At 42.7% G+C, this 20,256-nt stretch carries 14 protein-coding genes and 1 other RNA gene; 14 read left to right on the forward strand and 1 reads right to left on the reverse strand.

All coding sequences use genetic code 11. The features are described from left to right. The first annotated feature begins 441 nt into the window (after positions 1-441). Together glnA and ACI2JM_RS04960 are read left to right on the forward strand one after the other, a co-directional pair. The gene (glnA, locus tag ACI2JM_RS04955) at positions 442-1,851 is read left to right on the forward strand and encodes a type I glutamate--ammonia ligase (protein WP_055124883.1); all 1,410 of its coding nucleotides are present in this window, start codon (positions 442-444) and stop codon (positions 1,849-1,851) included. 192 nt (positions 1,852-2,043) lie between these two features. Next, positions 2,044-2,841 (forward strand): DUF4124 domain-containing protein, encoded by a 798-nt coding sequence (locus ACI2JM_RS04960; protein ID WP_404642555.1) that lies wholly within the window; start codon positions 2,044-2,046, stop codon positions 2,839-2,841. Between the two features lie 160 nt (positions 2,842-3,001). Here the strand turns inward: ACI2JM_RS04960 and ACI2JM_RS04965 are convergent, their stop codons facing one another. Then, positions 3,002-3,655: an SIMPL domain-containing protein gene (locus tag ACI2JM_RS04965; protein ID WP_404642651.1), complete on the reverse strand. Its 654-nt coding sequence runs from the start codon at positions 3,653-3,655 to the stop codon at positions 3,002-3,004. A 328-nt stretch (positions 3,656-3,983) separates the two neighbouring features. On the opposite strand from ACI2JM_RS04965, the gene ffs reads away from it, so the two are divergent. The 12 genes from ffs to msrB all read left to right on the forward strand — a co-directional run bounded on the left by ffs (position 3,984) and on the right by msrB (position 20,179). Next, positions 3,984-4,080, forward strand: an RNA gene (gene ffs / locus ACI2JM_RS04970) — signal recognition particle sRNA small type. Between the two features lie 196 nt (positions 4,081-4,276). Continuing rightward, positions 4,277-4,873 (forward strand): LemA family protein, encoded by a 597-nt coding sequence (locus ACI2JM_RS04975; protein ID WP_404642557.1) that lies wholly within the window; start codon positions 4,277-4,279, stop codon positions 4,871-4,873. 58 nt (positions 4,874-4,931) lie between these two features. Continuing rightward, entirely contained in the window at positions 4,932-7,952 is a 3,021-nt protein-coding gene (locus ACI2JM_RS04980) for a M48 family metalloprotease (protein WP_404642559.1), read from the forward strand. A 154-nt stretch (positions 7,953-8,106) separates the two neighbouring features. Beyond that, positions 8,107-9,015 carry a hypothetical protein gene (locus ACI2JM_RS04985; RefSeq protein WP_404642561.1) on the forward strand — a complete coding sequence of 303 codons (909 nt, stop codon included), beginning with the start codon at positions 8,107-8,109 and terminating at the stop codon, positions 9,013-9,015. A gap of 100 nt (positions 9,016-9,115) precedes the next feature. Then, positions 9,116-10,225: a 3-phosphoserine/phosphohydroxythreonine transaminase gene (serC, locus tag ACI2JM_RS04990; RefSeq protein ID WP_404642563.1), complete on the forward strand. Its 1,110-nt coding sequence runs from the start codon at positions 9,116-9,118 to the stop codon at positions 10,223-10,225. Between the two features lie 250 nt (positions 10,226-10,475). Further along, positions 10,476-12,320 (forward strand): extracellular solute-binding protein, encoded by a 1,845-nt coding sequence (locus ACI2JM_RS04995; RefSeq protein ID WP_404642565.1) that lies wholly within the window; start codon positions 10,476-10,478, stop codon positions 12,318-12,320. Positions 12,321-12,425: 105 nt separating this feature from the next. Next, positions 12,426-13,205: a hydroxyacylglutathione hydrolase gene (gloB, locus tag ACI2JM_RS05000; protein WP_238048473.1), complete on the forward strand. Its 780-nt coding sequence runs from the start codon at positions 12,426-12,428 to the stop codon at positions 13,203-13,205. A 90-nt stretch (positions 13,206-13,295) separates the two neighbouring features. Further along, the gene (locus ACI2JM_RS05005; protein WP_404642567.1) at positions 13,296-14,363 is read left to right on the forward strand and encodes a microcin C ABC transporter permease YejB; all 1,068 of its coding nucleotides are present in this window, start codon (positions 13,296-13,298) and stop codon (positions 14,361-14,363) included. After that, the gene (locus tag ACI2JM_RS05010; protein ID WP_404642569.1) at positions 14,363-15,445 is read left to right on the forward strand and encodes an ABC transporter permease; all 1,083 of its coding nucleotides are present in this window, start codon (positions 14,363-14,365) and stop codon (positions 15,443-15,445) included. The genes ACI2JM_RS05005 and ACI2JM_RS05010 overlap by 1 nt, the downstream gene beginning before the upstream one ends. A 46-nt stretch (positions 15,446-15,491) precedes the next feature. Continuing rightward, positions 15,492-17,180, forward strand: a complete 1,689-nt coding sequence (locus tag ACI2JM_RS05015; protein WP_404642653.1) for an ABC transporter ATP-binding protein — start codon at positions 15,492-15,494, stop codon at positions 17,178-17,180. A gap of 222 nt (positions 17,181-17,402) precedes the next feature. Continuing rightward, entirely contained in the window at positions 17,403-18,707 is a 1,305-nt protein-coding gene (locus tag ACI2JM_RS05020) for an iron-containing alcohol dehydrogenase (protein ID WP_404642571.1), read from the forward strand. 266 nt (positions 18,708-18,973) lie between these two features. Beyond that, a complete protein-coding gene (gene msrB / locus ACI2JM_RS05025; RefSeq protein ID WP_404642573.1) occupies positions 18,974-20,179 on the forward strand; it encodes a peptide-methionine (R)-S-oxide reductase MsrB in 1,206 nt (401 codons plus the stop codon). The last annotated feature ends 77 nt before the right edge of the window (positions 20,180-20,256 follow it).

Genomic DNA, 20,256 nt, shown 5'->3' on the forward strand with positions numbered 1-20,256 from the left:
CTGACGATAAATCTACGGCTGAAATAGTTTCAAAGATATTATAAGTTGCTGTAATTATTATTAATAACTATCCTTTTATCCTCTATATTTTCATCGTTATAAAAAACTGGCATAGCCTTTGCAGTATTACTGTTATGATTATCTTTGGTGATAAAGTGGTTCAATAATTATTATTAACGAGTGCCTGAAGAGTTCAGCATAATGAGTGATATGTTGTTAGAATAATATCGAACCAAAACACTGGCGGGTCTTATTAAGCGCATAACTCAGGTGACTATCTTGACTAATAATATTGACAGTGCTGAGAATAAGCATAATATTAAACAGGATATTTAGCTCTAAACGCAGCGCTGACTGTTATCAAACCAGAGATTTTTAACCAACAGATTGTACCTATAATTTTAAATCGCAATAACCTAATCAACACAACGGAGACTATTTATGTCGAACAAACTACTAGATCTTATCCAATCCTCTAATGCTAAATGGGTTGATTTTCGCTTCACTGATACACGCGGTAAAGAGCAACATATCAGCTTTCCAGCGCATAGCGTTGACGAAGAAGTGATGGAAGATGGCAAGATGTTTGATGGCTCATCTATTGCTGGTTGGAAAGGTATCGAAGCGTCAGATATGATCTTGCGTCCTGATCCAGAGACGGCTTTTCTTGACCCGTTCTTTGATTCACTTACCGTAGTTGTTACTTGCGATATCATCGAGCCATCAACGCTACAAGGTTATGATCGTGACCCACGTTCTATTGCGCGCCGCGCCGAAGAGTACTTGAAGTCAACAGGCATTGGTGATACTGCTTATTTTGGTCCTGAGCCTGAGTTTTTTATATTTGATGATGTGAAATGGTCAATTGATATGTCTGGCGTTAGTCACAAGATCACAGCCGAAGAAGCGGCATGGTCGACTAACAATGACTATGAGTGGGGCAACATGGGACATCGTCCACGTGTTAAAGGCGCTTACTTCCCAGTACCACCAATCGATAGCTCGCAAGACATGCGCTCTGTTATGTGTGAGCGTTTAGAAGAAATCATCGGCGAAGGCTGTGTCGAAGTTCATCACCATGAAGTTGCGCCTTGCCAGTCAGAAATTGGTGTCGCTTTCAATACGCTAGTCAAAAAAGCCGATGAAGTACAGCAATTAAAATACGTTGTGCATAATGTTGCGCATCAGTTTGGTAAAACGGCTACCTTTATGCCAAAACCAATCGTTGGTGACAACGGTTCAGGCATGCACGTGCATATGTCAATCTCTAAAGATGGTGTCAATACTTTCTCAGGTGATGAATACGCTGGTTTGTCTGAATCTGCACTGTATTTCATCGGTGGTATTATCAAGCATGCGCGTGCGTTGAATGCGATTACCAACCCATCGACTAATAGCTATAAGCGCCTAGTACCGCATTATGAAGCGCCTATCAAACTTGCGTACTCAGCGTCTAACCGCTCAGCATCTATCCGTATTCCACATGTTAGCAGCCCAAAAGCGGTACGTGTTGAAGCACGTTTCCCTGATCCAGCGGCCAACCCATACTTAACGTTTGCAGCGTTACTAATGGCAGGTCTTGATGGTATTCAAAATAAAATACATCCGGGTGAAGCTGCTGACAAAAACTTGTATGACTTACCACCAGAAGAAGAAGCACTCATCCCAACCGTTGCGGAGAGCTTAGAAGTTGCATTACAAGCCCTGCGTGATGATCATGAGTTCTTGTTAAAAGGTGATGTATTCACTGAAGACATGCTAGAGGCATTCATTGCCTTGAAAGAAGAAGAAGTGCAACGTGTCAATGTAACCGTACATCCAGTTGAGTTTGACTTATACTACAGCTGCTAATTTATAGCTAAAACACTCAGTTATTTTAAGTCATAAAAACCAGCTAAGTTAATCTTAGCTGGTTTTTTTACGTCTCAATAATAATTTGCTAAATCAACGGATCTGTCCTCTTTGAAATTATTACTGATTTAACGCCCAAAGTATCGCATAATAGATATTCATAATATTAGGTACTCATTAGGTTGACTGACTATGACTTCATTATCAAAACCGGTTTTTTCAAACAGTAAGTTAGGGTTGGCACTGATTGCTGCTACGATGATTGGTATGGCAACTCTCTATGTCCCTTTAGCAAATGCTGCGCCTATTTATAAAGTTATTGACGAAAAAACAGGTCAAGTCACCTTTACCGATCGCCCGCAAAATTATGAGCAGCAAGCAGGTAAACAAATCAGCCAAACGGGTGTCACGACGAAAGAAAGTCGCGTCAGCTCAAGTAACAGTGATAACACGACTAGTCAACCTCCTTCTAGTAATGTTAATACGACTACGCAAAATACGGCTGCTAAAAATAGCCCTGTCGCCAAACCAGCCGTCAATTACCAGCTTGCTATTGCTGAACCAAACGCAGAGCGTGCATATCGTCGTCCAGCACAAAATATCGTTGTAAATGTGCAAGTGACGCCGGACTTACAAGCAGGTGATAGTGTTAGTATTTATTTGGATGGTAATGAAGTCGCGCAAGGTCTCAGTGCATCGATTGCAACGGTAGATGTTTTGCCAGGATCGCACAAGATAAAAGCCGTGTTAAAAAATGAGAAAGGTCAAACACTCAAACAATTAGAGCGTACGGTTTATGTGATTCAAAACAATACAACATTGCAGAATAATAAGAAAATCGCGCAACAGCTTTTAGCTTATCAAAATCTACCTTGGTATCAAAAAGTGCTGTTAAAAATGCGTCAAGAGGGCAAACAACCGAATATGCAATCATTTACTAAGCCTATAGTGGATAAACCCATGACGCTTGAGCAACCAGTGACAAATTAACTTGTAGGCAATGTGTCAATCATGGATAAGTATAAGAGTTCATACAAAGTAGAGTAACTTTATAAGTTAATTTCTTCTATACAAACATAAAGGCAAGCGCTGATTGCAGCGCTTGCCTTTATGTTTATCAGGATATTTATTAATTCTATGTATTTATAGCTTATTTAGTCAATTCAATCGTACCATTAGCGGTCACAGAGATAGTACTATTGCCAGATTCAAAACTTTGGCTAGGTACTGATTCGTCTGCTGCGCCTGCTTTCATATTCATAGCACTATACATCGGACGTGGGTAGTTGCTACCTGTATTTAAATTCACATTGACCACACGATAGCCACGAGCATCCCAAGCGCGTGTTAGGTTTTTAGCTTGTTGCTGAAAGGCACGAGACGCATTGGTCATCAGCTTTTGCTCAAGCGCATCCTTTTTGGTATCTGAGACACCAAAGTTCAGATTGTCCATCACCAACGTTTCTTGTAGGTCAGCGATGAGTTGGCTGGTTGCTGCAAAGTCGGTGCTCTTTAAATCGATGTTTGCTTGTCCTGTCCAGCCAATGATTTTGTCATTTTTATCATAGCGAGGGTAGGTGCGCTGTTGTCCAGTGCTCACGGTAACCGTTGGATAACGCTTAGCAATTTTCATGGCATTATTAATTGAGGTGTTGAGCGTTGCCGCTAGAGTTTTAGAATCCGTTGCCTGCGCTTTTTTATATAAGCTGGCTCGTACTTCATCATTCTGGATTTCTTCTTTTACTTCTGTCTGAAAAGTAAGCTGATCGTAGCCTGTTGGTTCTGCATGTGCGCTACCCATCATGGCTGTGAGTAGAAATGCAGTACCAGTCGTTAGAGCGGCTTTATTAAGTAAAGTGGTTTTCACAATGATCTCCTGAGTGAGTTATATCAATAGTATTTAGGTGAGCCATACCATAGGTAAGACTCGCCTTTATATGAGAAGCTGTCCATTTTAGTTATTAGTTGATACCGAGTATGCTCAGCTCCCTCAACTAAAATAGCAAAATTTAACAGGCTTGCTGTGAGAATTTTGTCACCTAAGTTACAGGGCGTTTTGAGGTCATAGAAAGAGTTTTACGATAGGGGTTGTAATATTTAAAAATTCTTGTATAATTTGCAACTGGTGGCTCCATTGGTAGCCTCGCAACATTGTTCTATGAACCCCGCCAGGACCGGAAGGTAGCAACGGTAATAGTCACAGTGTGTGCCGAGGATTTGCTTTTGGAGTCGCTTTTTTTTGCCTAAAATTTGATACCTGTTTTGATATTTAATCAGAAATGCTCGTTTGATCTATTAAGCCCTTCATTGTAAAGGGCTTTTTTTCGACCTTTTTTTGTCCGATTTTGACCTTTGATTGATTAAGATGGGTTAAAATACAATGTATTAACTTTTATTAACATTCTGGACACTTTAGGGTTTTCTTATGAAGATGTTTGTTTGGTTGTTCATTGCCTTCGTGCTACTAGTGGTTGTGTTTGGCGTATCTATATTTAATAAATTGGTACGCGCTCGCAACCAAGCGAAAAATGGTTTTGCTCAAATCGATGTGCAACTGAAGCGCCGTCATGATTTGATTCCAAATTTAGTTGAAACCGCTAAACGTTATCTAACGCATGAAGAAGAGACGCTGACCCGTGTGATTAGTGCACGTAATCATGCCCAGAGCTTGCAAGACTCCAATACACATCAGCCAGACTCGCTTGAGCATATGGCGCTATTTGCCAAAGCTGAGAGTATGCTGTCTAAAGCGTTAGGGCAGTTTTCAGCGGTTGTGGAAGCTTACCCTGAGCTAAAGGCGGACAGCATGATCAAAGAGTTGATGGATGAGCTGACCAATACTGAGAACCGCATTGGCTTCGCCCGTCAGCACTATAATGACAGCGTGATGTTCTACAACAATGACCGCGAGGTATTTCCCAACAATCTTATTAGCACGACTTTTGGCTTTCGCCCGTTAAGCCCGCTAGTTTTTGAAGACAGAAAGATGATCGCTCAAGCACCTGTCGTCAATATGGGCTGATATTGAATTATATTCATATGTTCAGATGCGTTTAGCTATTTTTAAGTCAGGCAACTAGATGGATTTTTTTGGTGAACAGCGCACCCGTACCCAGCGCAGTCTGTTGCTCTATGGGCTATTTTTTCTCATTGTCTTTGCCCATCTGGCAGTAGCGCTGGGTATCATGGCGCTGCTACTAACGATATTTACTGGTGGCATTTATCATTGGGTGTTGATACTGGTTGCTATCTGGACAATCGGTAGCTTTGTGATCGGTAGTTTTTTAGAGTACAGACGTTTAGAAGCGGGTGGTCGCGCTATTGCTCAGCGTGTGGGCGGGGTTCGGCTGTTTATCGACCACAGCCAAGATGCGTGGGAGCATAGTCAAGGGGTTGCCCATCAGCATGAGCCTATACCAAAGGTTCGTTTCAGCGCCCACCATATCGCCGTACGTGATGAGCGAGATTTCCCGCCTGTCTACCGTCGTTACTATGAGATTGCCCAGCAGCTAGCCATTGCTTCGGGTGTACGTATGCCGATTTTGTATGTACTGCCTGATGAGCAAGGTATTAACGGCTTCGTTGCGGGTCGTCATAGTCAAGATATGGTATTGGTCGTCACTCAAGGCGCGCTTGATAAGCTGTCCGATGAGGGGCTGTATGGGCTAATAGGGCATGAATATGGTCATATATTGCATGGTGATGCCACTTTTAACTTACAGCTCATGGTCGTGCTGGCAGGCTTGCAATTACTCTATGACTGGAGTGATTCTATTAATAATTTTGGCGCTGGTAATCAACGCAATCATCAGAATAGCCATCACAATTATTTTGATGATGCGGTCAATCGACGCAATCTCTTGTCACAAAGAGCCGTCGATAGCCATGCGCGTAGCACTGAATCTCAAACAGCAAGCTTTACCACCCATAGTGAATGGGTAAGCTATTGGCAAAGTCAATCACAAAGCCAGCAGTCGTCAGCTAGGAGCCAGTCACGATGGCTACAAAATAATAATAAGTTCGATAGTCAAGCACCGCGCAATATTTGGACGTTGTTGATACATGGATTGAGTTTTTCGAGTATGGCCAGTGCGCAACTGATTAAACACAGCTTTAATCGCCAGCGTGAATTGCTTGCTGATGCCACCAGTGTGCAGCTGACACGCTCGCCGGCCATTATGGCAACACTGAAAGCCATTCATCAAGATTCGCTTGGTTCGCGCTTAACCAGTATCGCCGATATCAATGGCCTTAGTCACTTCTTCTTTGCCAGTAGTGGTGCTGATTTGGGTGACGTCTCTTGGTTTGCCACCCATCCTAGCTTGGCTGAGCGAATGAGTGCCATTAATGCCAACGCTTATCACGATTTTGCGGTAAAAGTGGCTAAAGAAAAGCGCATAAATCAACAGAAAATAAAAGAGATATATGAGCAGCGGCGATTAGGGGATTGGGGCGTCATAAAAGCAAATAGCCTAAGCAAAAATAAACAAGAAAAAAATACTCAATCATCGTTAAATAACAATGAAAGCGATAACGATAAAAGCCTTACTAATAACAGCAATGATGTTATAGACAAAGAAATTACTGCTTTTCCTGCAAATGAAATAAAGAATGAGTTGGACGAAGATAAGGGGCTAGAGTTTGTTATCGAGAAAGATGTCGTTGTTGAAGGACGTTTACAGGTTCAAGCGCAAAATACCGGTATTCATCAGTTGCTCAAGCCATGGCAAGCAAAACCTGATAGCGATTTGCCATCGGATACATTAATTGGTATCGATGATAGACAAAAAGTTTCACTGCCGCAGTATATACTCAATCACAGTTATCACTCGCTTGGGGCGCAAGCTTTGATTGAAGCAGTTATGTTGTGCCATCAAGGTCGTATATTAGCAACGACTGAGAGTTATGACTTGAGTGATATCTGGCTTGGACTTGCTAACGATAAAACGTCTGCTGCTGAAATCGATAATAATGCTAGCGCTAATATTAGCAGCCACCCCCAATTTTTAGCGCATACGATAGATCATAAATTATTAGCGGCAGTGGCACATCTTGATAGGCGTTTAGACAACGCATTAATTGCATTGGCAATAAAGCAACTGAGTCAGCATGACCTGTCAGAAACTGCTATCAATGAATTACACTTCAGATATGAAGCGAGTCATAGCAATCAAGATCATCAACATTATGTGCAGCAAAAAAAGTGTCGTACAATGCTGATGCGCTATCAACAGGGTATCATTGAGCTATTTGAACACTACCTAACGGCGGATTTAAGTCAAAATATCGCCGATAATATAGATAATGATGATTCTATTGATAAGCCTCAATTATTATCAAATCCTTTAGAAAATACCAACTCTCGGTTGCCATCGATTTTATCATTATGGCAAGCGCTACAGTTGCAGCAATTATTACCTATATTGTCTACTGTATTGAACGAGAAATACGTGCATGCTCAGCCTCAGCTATTATGGTTATGGCAGCAAACATTGCAAGCGGGTAGAGATGATATTTATGACCAGCTTGACCCTTCAGGACAGGTATTTGATGGTCTCGATGTTGCCGCGAAAGCAATGCTTATTTTATTGGCTTATCGCCTATCAAAAGATGTCAAGGGTCAGGTCGTATCAGCACTAGATAACTCAGTACACGTTTCAGCACCTATTTTAGCACTCGGCTATAATAATGACAGTGTTGCTCACTATATCGTGGATTTGCGGCGTCATGCACGTTTGATTGATATTGACTTAGCCGCCGTTAGTGACGCAAATTTGCAATGGCTACTATTGACTGTGCAAAATATAAATAGTATCCAATTATTGGCAGTGATAGAAACGGTGCCTATTTTTATCGCGCCTGCCAGTCAGTCGCCTGCATCAGAAGCCAAACGTAATGATAATTATAGACAGAGGCAACAGGGCGGCGATCAAATAGATTATAATGTGATTAATAATAAGCCTTATGATTACAATGATTACCGGCAATGGCTGAGCACATTGCATACGGTGATGTTACACGATACGATAGTCAGTCAAGATGAATATGATTGCTTGTCCATGTTAGCCAATCATTGGTTAGGCGTTCGGCAGATTTTTTGAGCCATGTCATTGAAGTCATCTGAGTAAGTATTTTGCTAGGAAGGAACTTTATATTGAAGGAAATGTATTTTCTTAATCCTTTTTTAATATGTTTATTTTTCTTGCCATTAAAAGTCAGTAAATCCATTTTAGATAAGTAGGATAGTAAATAAGCATGAGTGATATCCAAGAGCCGCTAGTTGTATTACAGCATCGTATGCAGCAGCGCCAGATTTTAGCGATGATGGGTATCACTCAGTGGGTGCAGCCGAGCTCTGAAACCCTGAGTATCGCAGATATTTCCGCGCCTACTCTGTCTACCACTAACTCGACTATCGTTAATACCAGCACCACCTCTATTCCTGCTGCTGCGACCCTTGAACAGCCAAGTGTTAGGTCTCTCAATGGTGATGATATAAGCGTTGGGATGTCGCATTCAGCATCTGCTGATTCGCTATCAGGTATAGTGGGTGATGAGTCTATTAATCATTATTATGATGATGCTAATGAGATAGCTTTACACCATTCTGACCAGCAAAGCCCTGTTACTTATAGTTTTGACTCGACTGCTCCTAATGCCCTTAATATGTCTAAGCCAGCCGTTACCTCCTTTGTAGATACTGTTGTACAGCAAACTTCTATTGCTGATATAAATGACGCTTCGAGCTTTGAAGATGGTAGTTTTAAAGAAGAGGGCTTTCAAGAGGAAAGTTTTACAAAGGTAGCACCCTTTGATTTGCAAGGTGGTCGCTATGGCGATTGGGTGATTTTGGTGGACATCCAAGCCCTTAATCATGACAGCCAAAAACTGTGGCAAAATATCACGCAAGCCTTATCCATCAGTTGTGAGACGACATCGTTCCCTATTTGTGAAGGTATGGATACGGCTGAGCTTGCCAATGCCAGTCTTGCTGGATATGTCTTTAAAATCGGCCGTAGCGAAGAGATAAAAATTGCCGCATTGACAGTGTTGCCTGACGGTCTTGAGCATCCTAGCGTAACTACTGTGCCCACACTCGATGAAATGCTTACTGATAGTAGCCTTAAACGTCAGCTTTGGGAGCAGTTATCGAGTCAGAGTTAAAGGCTTATCACTTACTATGACAGAGATTAAAAAATAACGATAAAATTCACCTTCAACCTTTAATAACCACGATGACTTCATCATATTTAGGATATTGATTATGACCAATAAAGCCGCTCCTAACCGCGTACCCAATTTTTCAGCGGGACCTGCTACTATACCGACGGCCGTATTATCACGCGCTCAAGAAGAGTTGCTTGATTGGCAGGGACGCGGTATGTCGGTCATGGAAGTGAGTCACCGTAGTAAAGAATACATCGCCATTACCGAAAAAGCCGAAGCCAAATTGCGCTCATTGATGGACATTCCAGATAACTATAAAGTGCTGTTTTTACAAGGTGGTGCTAGCTTACAGTTTTCAGCGATTCCATTAAACTTGCTAAATGGTGGGCGCGCAGACTATCTAACGACGGGTGCATGGTCTGGTAAAGCGGTCAAAGAAGCACAGCGCTATGCCAAACTAGGTCTTGGTGAAGTGAATCAGGTCGCAACGGGTAAAGACAGTAGCTTTACTGATGTACCAGCCGAGAGCGAGTGGACTATTAGCAAAGATGCCGCCTATTTTCATTACTGTGCCAACGAAACCATTCATGGTTTGCAAATATTTGAGCCGCCACAAGTCGATGCGCCAATTGTCGCCGATATGTCTTCTTGCATTTTGTCACAGCCAATCGACGTCTCTAAATTTGGCGTGATTTACGCGGGTGCGCAAAAAAATATCGGGCCAGCAGGTCTGATTATCGTCATTATCCGTGAAGATTTATTGGGCAAAGCGAGTGAATGGTGTCCACTGCTGATGAACTATGAGCACCAAGCTGAAAAAGAATCCATGTCAAACACACCAGCGACGTATTCTTGGTATTTGGCAGGGCTGGTGTTTGATTGGCTAGAGGAGCAGGGCGGCGTCGCTGCTATCGGCAAAATCAACCAACAAAAAGCCGATTTACTCTATAAAACAATTGATGATAGCAGCTTTTATAGCAATCCAGTTGATCCCAAATATCGCTCTATCATGAATGTGCCTTTTACCTTAGCCGACAGCAGCCTTGATAAAGTATTCTTAGAAGAGTCGGAAGCGGCAGGCCTCATGAATCTAAAAGGTCACCGCGATGTGGGCGGTATGCGTGCCAGCATTTACAATGCAGTGTCATTAGATTGGGTGCAGCAGTTGGTTGACTTTATGATTGCGTTTGAGAAAAAACACGCATAAATTATGCATAGACTTTAAAATAAAAGACGCAGCTTATAAAAGTTGCGTCTTTTTTTATACGCGTTAGTATTCTTTTAAGATAAATGATGCATCATGTAGCAACTCTAACGCTGCAAATCATTAGGTTAAAAAACCTAAGTTTGTTATGATAAAATTCTGCAGCACTCACTCTTTTCAATTATGTGGTATCACTTAAGTAAAATTTCATCATATTCATTGGGTTAGCACAAGGGTTTGTTATAACTTTATTATGATAAAAAACACCATGCTAAAAACCGTCTTGTTAGCTGCGGGATTAGGGGCAGCAATCGGCTGGATACCTGTTAGTATCGCAGCGCCAATCACCACGACTGCGCTTGGGCATAATAGTACCACTGAGTATATTGACGTGCCCTTTATGCCTTATGCCAATCCAAAGGCACCGACAGGCGGTACATTATCACTTGAGGCGCGTGGTACTTTTAACGCGGCCAATAAATGGATGACCACAGGTGTGGCGATGGTTGGCACCGATTATCTCTATGACACCTTGATGACAGGCTCATTAAATGAAGCCTTTACCATGTATCCGCAGCTGGCAACCAAAGTAACTTATGATCCCGACGATACTAGTTGGATTATTTACCATATTAATCCTGCTGCGCGCTTTTGGGATGGCACGCCGGTCACCAGCAGTGATGTCAAAGCGACTTATGATGCACTGTTAAATAAAGGTCCGATGTATATTCGCAGCTATTTGGGTGATATTAAAGACATTCAGATTATTAATGACCAACAAGTGAAGTTTATCTTTGCTTCTGATGACAATAAAGAAATCTTATTAACTGTCGGACAGTTTCCTATTTTTGCTAAGTCTTCTATCGATACTAATTTTGAAAAAATAACCTTGACGCCATTGATGGGTAGTGGGCCTTATAAGTTAGGGCGTGTTGATGCAGGGCGCTCGGTCAGCTATCTACGTGATCCCAATTATTGGGGTCGTGATTTGATGGTCAATCGCGGTCGTTATAATTTTGATATGATTAAGTTTGTTTATTATCAAAGCGATGAGATTGCCTTCGAAGGTTTTAAGTCTGGTCAATATCGTTTTCGCCCTGAGAATAAAGCCTCGAACTGGGCAACGGGTTATAACTTCCCTGCAGTCAAGGCAGGGATGATTAATAAAGAAACGATTAGCAGCGAAAACCCAGTACCGATGCAAGGTCTGGTCATGAATATGCGACGTCCCATCTTTCAAGATATTCGCGTTCGCCAAGCACTGAGCAAGGCTTACGACTTTGAGTGGATGAATAAGACCTTGTTTCATGGGCAGTATGAACGCTTACAGAGTTTCTTTCATGGCTCTGAGCTTGCCGCAACAGGGATGCCGTCTGCTGAAGAGATGCAGGTGCTTACGCCTTTATTACCTAAGCTTGAACCGCTGCAACGTCAAGCCGTATTAATGGAGTGGCAATTGCCGACCAGTGACGGTAGTGGCTTTAACCGTAAAGAGTTACTAGAAGCACGGCAGCTGTTGCTAGATGCTGGATTTTATTATAACGATATGAAGCTATATCAGCCCAATGGACAACTTGCTCAGATTGAGGTTTTAATGATGGGCGATACTATGGGTCGGGTGCTGCTGCCATATATTCGAAATCTAAAGCGCTTGGGATTTGATGCCACGTTACGTCAAGTCGACGGACCACAATATTATGAGCGGGTACGCCGTTTTGACTACGACATGATAGTTGATAAATTTGCTCAGAGTTTATCCCCTGGTGCAGAACAAGTTGGCTTTTGGGGTAGCTCAGCGGCTGACCAAGCGGGTAATAGAAATACTATCGGCATCAAAAACCCAGAGATTGACGCGGTGATAGAGCAGCTTGGTAATGCTAAAACTCGCGACGATACTATATTATATACTCAGGTGCTCGATCGCCTACTACGTGCTGGTCATTATTTAGTGCCTTTATACGGCAAATCAGCGACCAATGTCGCCTATTGGGATCAATATCGTCATACTGAAAAACTGCCCTCTAATGCCATCGGTATTGACTACTGGTGGACGGACAAAGAAGCAGAAGCACGTGTTAACCAATACTTGAAGCAATGATTTAGAACAATAAAGGAAATAACGCTGCATCTTAAAATTTTATTTCGTTTAAAAAAATCAATAAAAGACATCAGCAATAAAGATAACTACTGGTAAGGATTTAATATGACCATCCGCATTCACCCAATCAAAGCGTTCAATGATAATTATATTTGGACATTGATTAATGAAAATAATAAACAGGCGATCGTTATTGATCCTGGTCAAGCTGAGCCTGTCATGAGTTATTTGGAAGAAAATAAATTAGAGCTGACGTCTATCTGGACGACTCATCATCATCATGACCATATCGGCGGTGTCGCAGAACTGCAAGAGTCTTATCCGATGACGCATCTGGTTGCGCATACTGAGCATAATGTCGATGAAGATCAAACCATCAAAGATGGCAGTACCGTCAGTGCTTGGGGCTGTGCAGCGCAAGTATGGGATGTGTCCGGTCATACCGCAAGCCATGTAGCTTATATTTTGGATATTGACGGGCTTAAACATTGCTTTTGTGGCGATACTTTATTTAGTGCTGGATGCGGACGGGTCTTTACCGGCACGATTGAGCAATTACACAACAGCTTTAAGCGTTTAAATGGTTTGCCAGCTGACACGCTGCTATATCCTGCGCATGAATACACTGCCAGTAATCTGCGCTTTGGACTATCTATTGAACCTACTAATGAAGCAATGCAGCAAGCACTGATTCAAGCAGAAGAAAAAACCACCCAAGGTATTCCGACGTTGCCAGTCACTCTAGAACATGAGCGCGCAGTCAATGTGTTTTTACGGACGCAAGAGCCGAGTGTGATAGCAGGGGTGAAGTCTAAAGCAACTATCGATGATGATAAATCTTTGGCTGTATTTGCTGCGTTACGTGAGCTTAAAAATAACTTTTAAACCATGACGGGCGCTTCGACTGACGTTTTTATAGTTATTAGCTGCGTATTCTTTCTGTCGTCATATTTATTATCTTAGGAAGCCGTCGTTATGGGTCGTTATATCTTGAAAAGGTTACTGCTGATATTACCGACGCTTTTTTTGATATTGTTGGCGAATTTTGTCATTGTACAAGCAGCGCCTGGTGGTCCTGTCGAGCAGCAGCTGGCGCTTATCGAGCAAGGGGCAAAAGACAATGCGCTTGGCGGTAATATTGGCGCAGGTAGTGCGGGAAATAACAGTACCTATCAAGGTACGCGTGGCTTATCTGAGGAAATGGTTGCAGCGATTAATGCCCAATACGGCTTTGATAAATCGGCACCTGAGCGCTTTTGGCTCATGTTAAAGAATTACGCTCAGCTAGATTTTGGCGAGTCTTTTTTTAAAGGGCAGTCGGTAACAGATTTGATTATCGAGAAATTACCCGTTTCTATCTCGCTTGGGCTCTGGAGCACGCTGCTGATTTATATGATAGCGATTCCACTAGGTATCTATAAAGCCATGCATCATGGCTCGGGGATTGATAAAGTTACTGCTATGCTGCTTGCTATCGGGCATGCAATACCTGTTTTCGTATTTGCCGTTATATTACTGGTATTTTTTGCTGGTGGTAGCTACTGGAATATTTTTCCACTGCAAGGCTTGACCTCTGAGAACTTCGATCAATTAAGCACGCTGGGCAAAATCAAAGATTACTTTTGGCATTTGGCGCTACCACTGCTAGCAAGTACGGTTGGTGGTTTCGCTGGCTTGACTTATTTGACCAAGTTTAGCTTTTTGGAAGAGCTCGGCAAGCAATATGTGCTTACTGCTCGTGCTAAAGGTTTGGCTGAGCGTCAAGTGCTATACGAACATGTGTTTCGTAATGCCATGCTGATTATTATTGCAGGTATTCCAGCGGCTATCGTTGGCATTTTCTTTGCCGGAAACTTCTTAATCGAGATTATTTTTAAGCTTGATGGTTTGGGGTTGTTAGGTTTTGAAGCCATTCAGCAGCGCGATTATCCGGTGATATTTGGTACATTGTTTATTTTTACCTTGGTCGGGCTATTATTACAGTTAATCAGTGATTTAAGTTATCACTTAATTGATCCCCGTATTGATTTTGAGGGGCGCTAATGTCAAGTCATCCATTATCTTCAGTGCCCTCAAGCACATCTTCTATTGCCCTAGAAAAAAAACGCCGCCTAAATCCTATCTGGCAGGCGCGTCTAAACCGTTTTCGTCATAATCGCCTTGGTATCATATCGCTATTTATATTTACGCTGATATTCGTCATTTGTATGGCAGCCAATGTGATTGCCAATGACAAGCCGCTACTGGTGAAGTATCAAGGCGATTATTACTTTCCTGTCCTAAAAGCCTATCCTGAAACGGCTTTTGGTGGGGTGTTTGAGACTGAAGCCAATTATAAAGACCCTGCGGTGCAAACGCTGATTAATGAGCAGGGTTTTTACATTATGCCGCCGATTCCATTTGCCGATCAGACACCAAACGTTGAGCTGGGTATTCCATATCCAGCAGCGCCCAATAGCCAGAATTGGCTTGGTACTGATGACTTAGGCCGTGATGTGTTGGCACGGATACTTTATGGCATGCGCGTGTCATTATTGTTTGGTTTAGCATTAACACTTGCTGGGGCAGTGATTGGCATCATCGTCGGTGCGATACAAGGCTATTACGGTGGTTGGGTAGATTTAGCAGGACAGCGCTTCATGGAAGTATGGGGCGGTATGCCGCAGCTGTTTATGATTATTATTTTGGTCAGCTTATTCAGCCCTAGTATCTTCATGCTATTTGCTATGATGTTATTATTTGGTTGGATGGGACTGGTTGGTTTGGTACGGGCAGAGTTTTTGCGCGCGCGTAACTTTGACTATGTGCGTGCGGCGCGTAATCTTGGCGTTTCGGACAGTCAAATCATGCTAAGGCATATCTTGCCCAATGCCCTAGCGTCAAGCTTGTCACAGCTGCCATTTATATTGACAGCTAATATTATCGCTTTAACCGCACTAGACTTTTTAGGTTATGGCTTGCCGCATGGGTCACCGTCTCTCGGCGAACTGATGGTACAAGGGAAAAATAACCTAGATGCCCCTTGGCTCGCGCTATCAGGGTTCTTTAGTTTAACCTTTATTTTATCACTGCTAATATTCGTTGGCGAAGCGCTGCGTGATGCGTTTGACCCGAGGCGCTCCTGATATGACAACTGATAATGTGATTACTGATAGTTTGACAACTACTAATATGACGATTGCTACTGAGCAAAATGCCCATTTACATGATAGTCATAGCAATAACCAAAATAAGCTGATGCTGACCGTGGATAAGCTGAGTATTGTTACCAATACTGGCGTAACGTTAGTTGATAATCTGTCTTATGCGCTGCGGCAAGGACGAACCCTTGCTATCGTTGGTGAATCAGGCTCTGGCAAATCTATTGCAAGTCTCGCGCTATTAGGATTATTGCCAAACAGTTTGACTGTTAGCGGTGAGGTGAAGCTGGCAGGGTCAGCAGGGTTGACTGTGCTACCTATAGCCAATGCCAATGTTAGTGTTAGTGCTAAGGCACGTAACGCTGCGCTGCGCTCTATTCGTGGGCAGCGCATCGGCATGGTGTTTCAAGAACCGATGACGGCGCTCAATCCACTACATACAGTTGCCAAACAAATTGCTGAATCACTACGTCTAGTTGATGTGCCCAAGAAACAATGGCAAAGTCAAACAATCGATTTACTAAATGATGTCAATATTACCAATCCGATTGATAAGCTGAACCGCTATCCACATGAGCTATCAGGTGGTCAGCGTCAGCGCGTTATGATTGCCATGGCATTAGCACAGCAGCCTGATATTTTAATCGCTGATGAGCCGACCACCGCGCTTGATGTGACTCTCCAACATGAGATTCTCGCTCTATTAGATGATCTCAAACGTCAGCATAATATGGCGATGGTGCTTATTAGCCATGACCTCAATCTGGTCAGGCGCTACAGTGATGAAGTAATCGTCATGCACCAAGGTAAAACGATTGAGCAGGGGCAAACCATAAGTGTGTTCAATCAGCCTAAAGCCGAATATACCCGCTCGCTAATCAAACAAGACTTTGGCCAAGCACTGAACTTCTCTAATGATGATAAAATTCAGCAATCAAGCGTATTGCAAGTCAGCAATTTACAAGTACAGTTTCCCATTGAAAAAAGTCTGTTTGGTGGTACTAAGCGCTGGTTTGATGCGGTAAAAAATGTTGATATGACGCTACAGAAAGGGTGGGCGTTAGGCATTGTAGGTGAGTCAGGCTCTGGAAAAACCACGATAGCACTTGCGTTAAGTCAATTACTTAGTAATCAAGCGCGTGTGGGTGGCGAAATAATAGTCAATGGACAAGATATTTCAGTATTGTCCAAGGGTGAGCTACGTCAGTTTCGCTCGCAAATTCAAATGGTATTTCAAGACCCCTTTGCCAGTATCAATCCACGTATGACGGTGATGCAAATCATTGAAGAAGGATTGCTCGTACAAGGCGTTGATAAGGCAGCACGGCAGCAGGCGGTGATGGATAGCCTTACTACCGTGCATCTGCCAGCTGAGTTTTCGCATCGCTATCCGCATGAGCTATCAGGTGGTCAACGTCAACGGGTAGCACTTGCTCGCGCACTCATTATGCAGCCGAGTCTATTGATATTAGATGAGCCGACGTCCGCGCTTGATAGTACCACGCAGGTCACTGTAGTTAGCTTGCTGCGTGAAATTCAGGAAAAATTGCAAATCAGTTATGTGTTTATTAGTCATGACTTAAAAGTGGTGCGCGCCTTATGTCAGCAAATTATGGTGCTTAAAGATGGCATATGTATTGAGTCTGGACGTACTGAAGATGTTTTTAATAGCCCACAGCATCCCTATGCGCAGCAGTTGCTGCAGGCGAGTATGATTTAGCTTAGCCAAAAAGAGTTAAGCAGATAGAGCCAAATAAGCAGAACATGGCAGTTCATACTAATTACGATATCCTAAAAATAGCAGTGATACAATAAGTTAAACAGACGTTCACTTTAGTTAGATGCTTAAATTTGTTTAATTTTTAGTTAAAGAGCCGTTTAAATCGCTGCTTTAAAGGATTGTTATCGCTATTATTACTATCATTAAAAAGGATTTTTACTTATGAAAAAGCAAAACAGTATTGCTAAATTAGCAAATAACAAGTTAGTAAATACCAATGGATTGCAGAATGTCGGTTATTTAGCCGTTGCTAAAACACGCGCTAAAGTCTTAAAAGCGTTCGCTTATGTTGTTCCAATTAGAAGACCAATGCTATTTGTTGGTGAGACCTCTTGTGAAGAGCTATGTGATATGGCCATCAACGAAGGCAGCACCAATGTATTTATCGTCACTGATGCCGTGCTTAATAAGCTTGGCATTCCAGCCAAAGTGACTGATTATCTAGATAGCAAAAATATCAGCTATACCGTTTATGACGGCATTACCCCAGATCCTACTTTTAAAGTTGTCGAAGAGGGACTGCGAAAATCTGTCGATGCTAAATGCGACTCGATTATTGCCATCGGTGGCGGCTCTGTGATTGATGCGGCTAAGATGATTGCGATGTCACAAGGCAATAGCTGCAAGCCGCAACAGCTTATCGGCATTCTTAAAGCCAGAAAGCCTTCTATGCCGCTTTATTGTATTCCTACCACAGCTGGCACAGGTTCAGAAGCAACCCTTGGTGCAGTAGTATCAGACGATAAAACGCATCAAAAAGCGCTGTCTATTGACCCAAGAATGGTGCCATTAGCAGCGGCTATTGACCCTGTTATTATGAAAGGCCTGCCGGCTCATATCACAGCGGATACAGGTATCGATGTTTTAACGCACGCGCTTGAAGCTTGGATGAGTGCTAATGCGAGCGTAGAGACCGATTATTATGCGGCTTCTGCGGTCAAATCTGTGATGCAAAACCTACCGCTGGTTTATAAAGACGGCGGCAATCTTAAAGCCAGAGAAGCAATGGGTATTGCCGCTCATTACGGTGGTATCGCCTTTAATAAAGCGGGTCTTGGTTACGTTCATGCTATCGCTCACCAGTTAGGCGCGCACTATAGTATTCCTCACGGTCGTGCCAATGCCATCGTGCTGCCGTATGTGCTTGATGTCAATCGTCAAGGAAGTAAAAAAAGATTGGCAGAGTTGGCTCGCAAGACCGGTATGGTAAAATCAGGACAAGCTGGCAAGAGTGATGCTGAGATTGCCGACCATCTCATCGCGCAAGTACGTGAACTGATTGCCGCCTTGAATATCGATCCAACGGTGAAAGGCATGCAAAGCAGTGATTTTGATAAAATTGCCAAAGCAGCAGCAAAGGAAGTCAGTGATACTTATGCCGTACCGACTTATCTATCAGCGTCTGAAATCAAGGCTATTTTAACCAAGATTCAGCGAGCCAGTGATGAGCGATCTACTGAAAAATAAAAGAGTAACTACGCTACATAAGTTGCCTAAGATATATTGATATAATATGAAAGAGCACACTACGCTATCCGTAATGTGCTCTTTTTTAATAATCATACTTTGTAGCAAACTTATCTTATTAAGAGATTGTGTATAATTCAGGATTATACTGTTTAATTATATTAAATAATATCTAATAACTATTAAATTTTTATAACAATATAGGTATAGTTTAGTGAGGTCAAAGAGTTACCATGGATATATTATATTACTTTTAGGAGGTATCGATGAATCATAAATTAAAGACGGGCGCTATTGCGATGGCTGTAGCAGCCATCAGTATGGTTTTCGTTGGCTGTGCTGCCACCGAAAATACGCCCGCTGTGAAAAATACTGCCATCGATAATCCTTATGCGCCAACGGATCCAAATCTCGCAGTCGCTACGGTCGCTGGCGGTTGTTTTTGGTGCGTGGAAGCGGGTTATGAAAAAATACCTGGAGTGGTAGAGGTGGTCTCCGGCTATACTGGCGGTCAATCGACCAATCCAACGTATAGTACGGTGTCAGCAGGTGGTACGGGACATACTGAAGCCGCACAAGTGTATTATGATCCAACGAAAATTACCTATAACGGTATTGTCCAAGCACTATGGCGAATTGCGGATCCTAGCGATGATAAAGGTCAGTTTGTAGACCGCGGTACTCAGTATCGTCCCGCTATTTTTTATAGTAATGCACAAGAAAAGCAGATAGCAGAAGCTGCTAAGCAATCACTGCAAGACTCTGGTATCTATAGCAAACCAGTTGTGATTGAAATTGTTGCTGCTAGCAAGTTTTACCCTGCTGAAGAGTATCATCAAGATTATTATAAGAAAAATCCAATCCGCTATAAGGCCTATACTTTTAATTCTGGGCGCTATCAGTTTATCGAAAGTGTCTATGGTAAAGACTATGAGCTGGATTTTAGCCAGTTTAAACCTACGGCGGCAGATAGCGTACAGGCAACATCAAACAATGCGTCAGCTATTAAAGCTAGTACAGGGTTCAATCCTGATACCTTTGTGAAGCCTGCACAGGATGAGCTAAAGCAGTCACTCAGTGACATTCAATATAAAGTCACTCAAAAAGACGGCACCGAACGCGCTTTTGATAATGAATATTGGGATAATAAAGCGCCTGGGCTGTATGTCGATGTGATATCGGGAGAGCCACTATATTCCTCTCGTGATCAATACAAATCTGGCACTGGCTGGCCAAGCTTTACCCGTCCATTGAGCACAGCTATGGTCGTTGAGAAGGAAGACCGAGGCATATTTGGCACCCGTACCGAAATTCGTAGCCGCTATGCAGACTCACACGTCGGTCATGTATTTGACGATGGTCCAGCACCGACAGGCAAGCGCTACTGTATGAATTCAGCGGCAATGCGTTTTATTCCACTGGCGCAGATGGAAGCAGAAGGTTATGGCAATTGGATTGATGACGTAAGCTAGGTTAGTTAAGCTTCCTTATATTGCAATCAAGGATTGATTGCTAATTATTAATGATAGCTATATTGAAAGGTACGCAT

The sequence above is a fragment of the Psychrobacter sp. NPDC064578 genome, from assembly GCF_044901245.1.
Classification (GTDB): domain Bacteria; phylum Pseudomonadota; class Gammaproteobacteria; order Pseudomonadales; family Moraxellaceae; genus Psychrobacter; species Psychrobacter cibarius_C.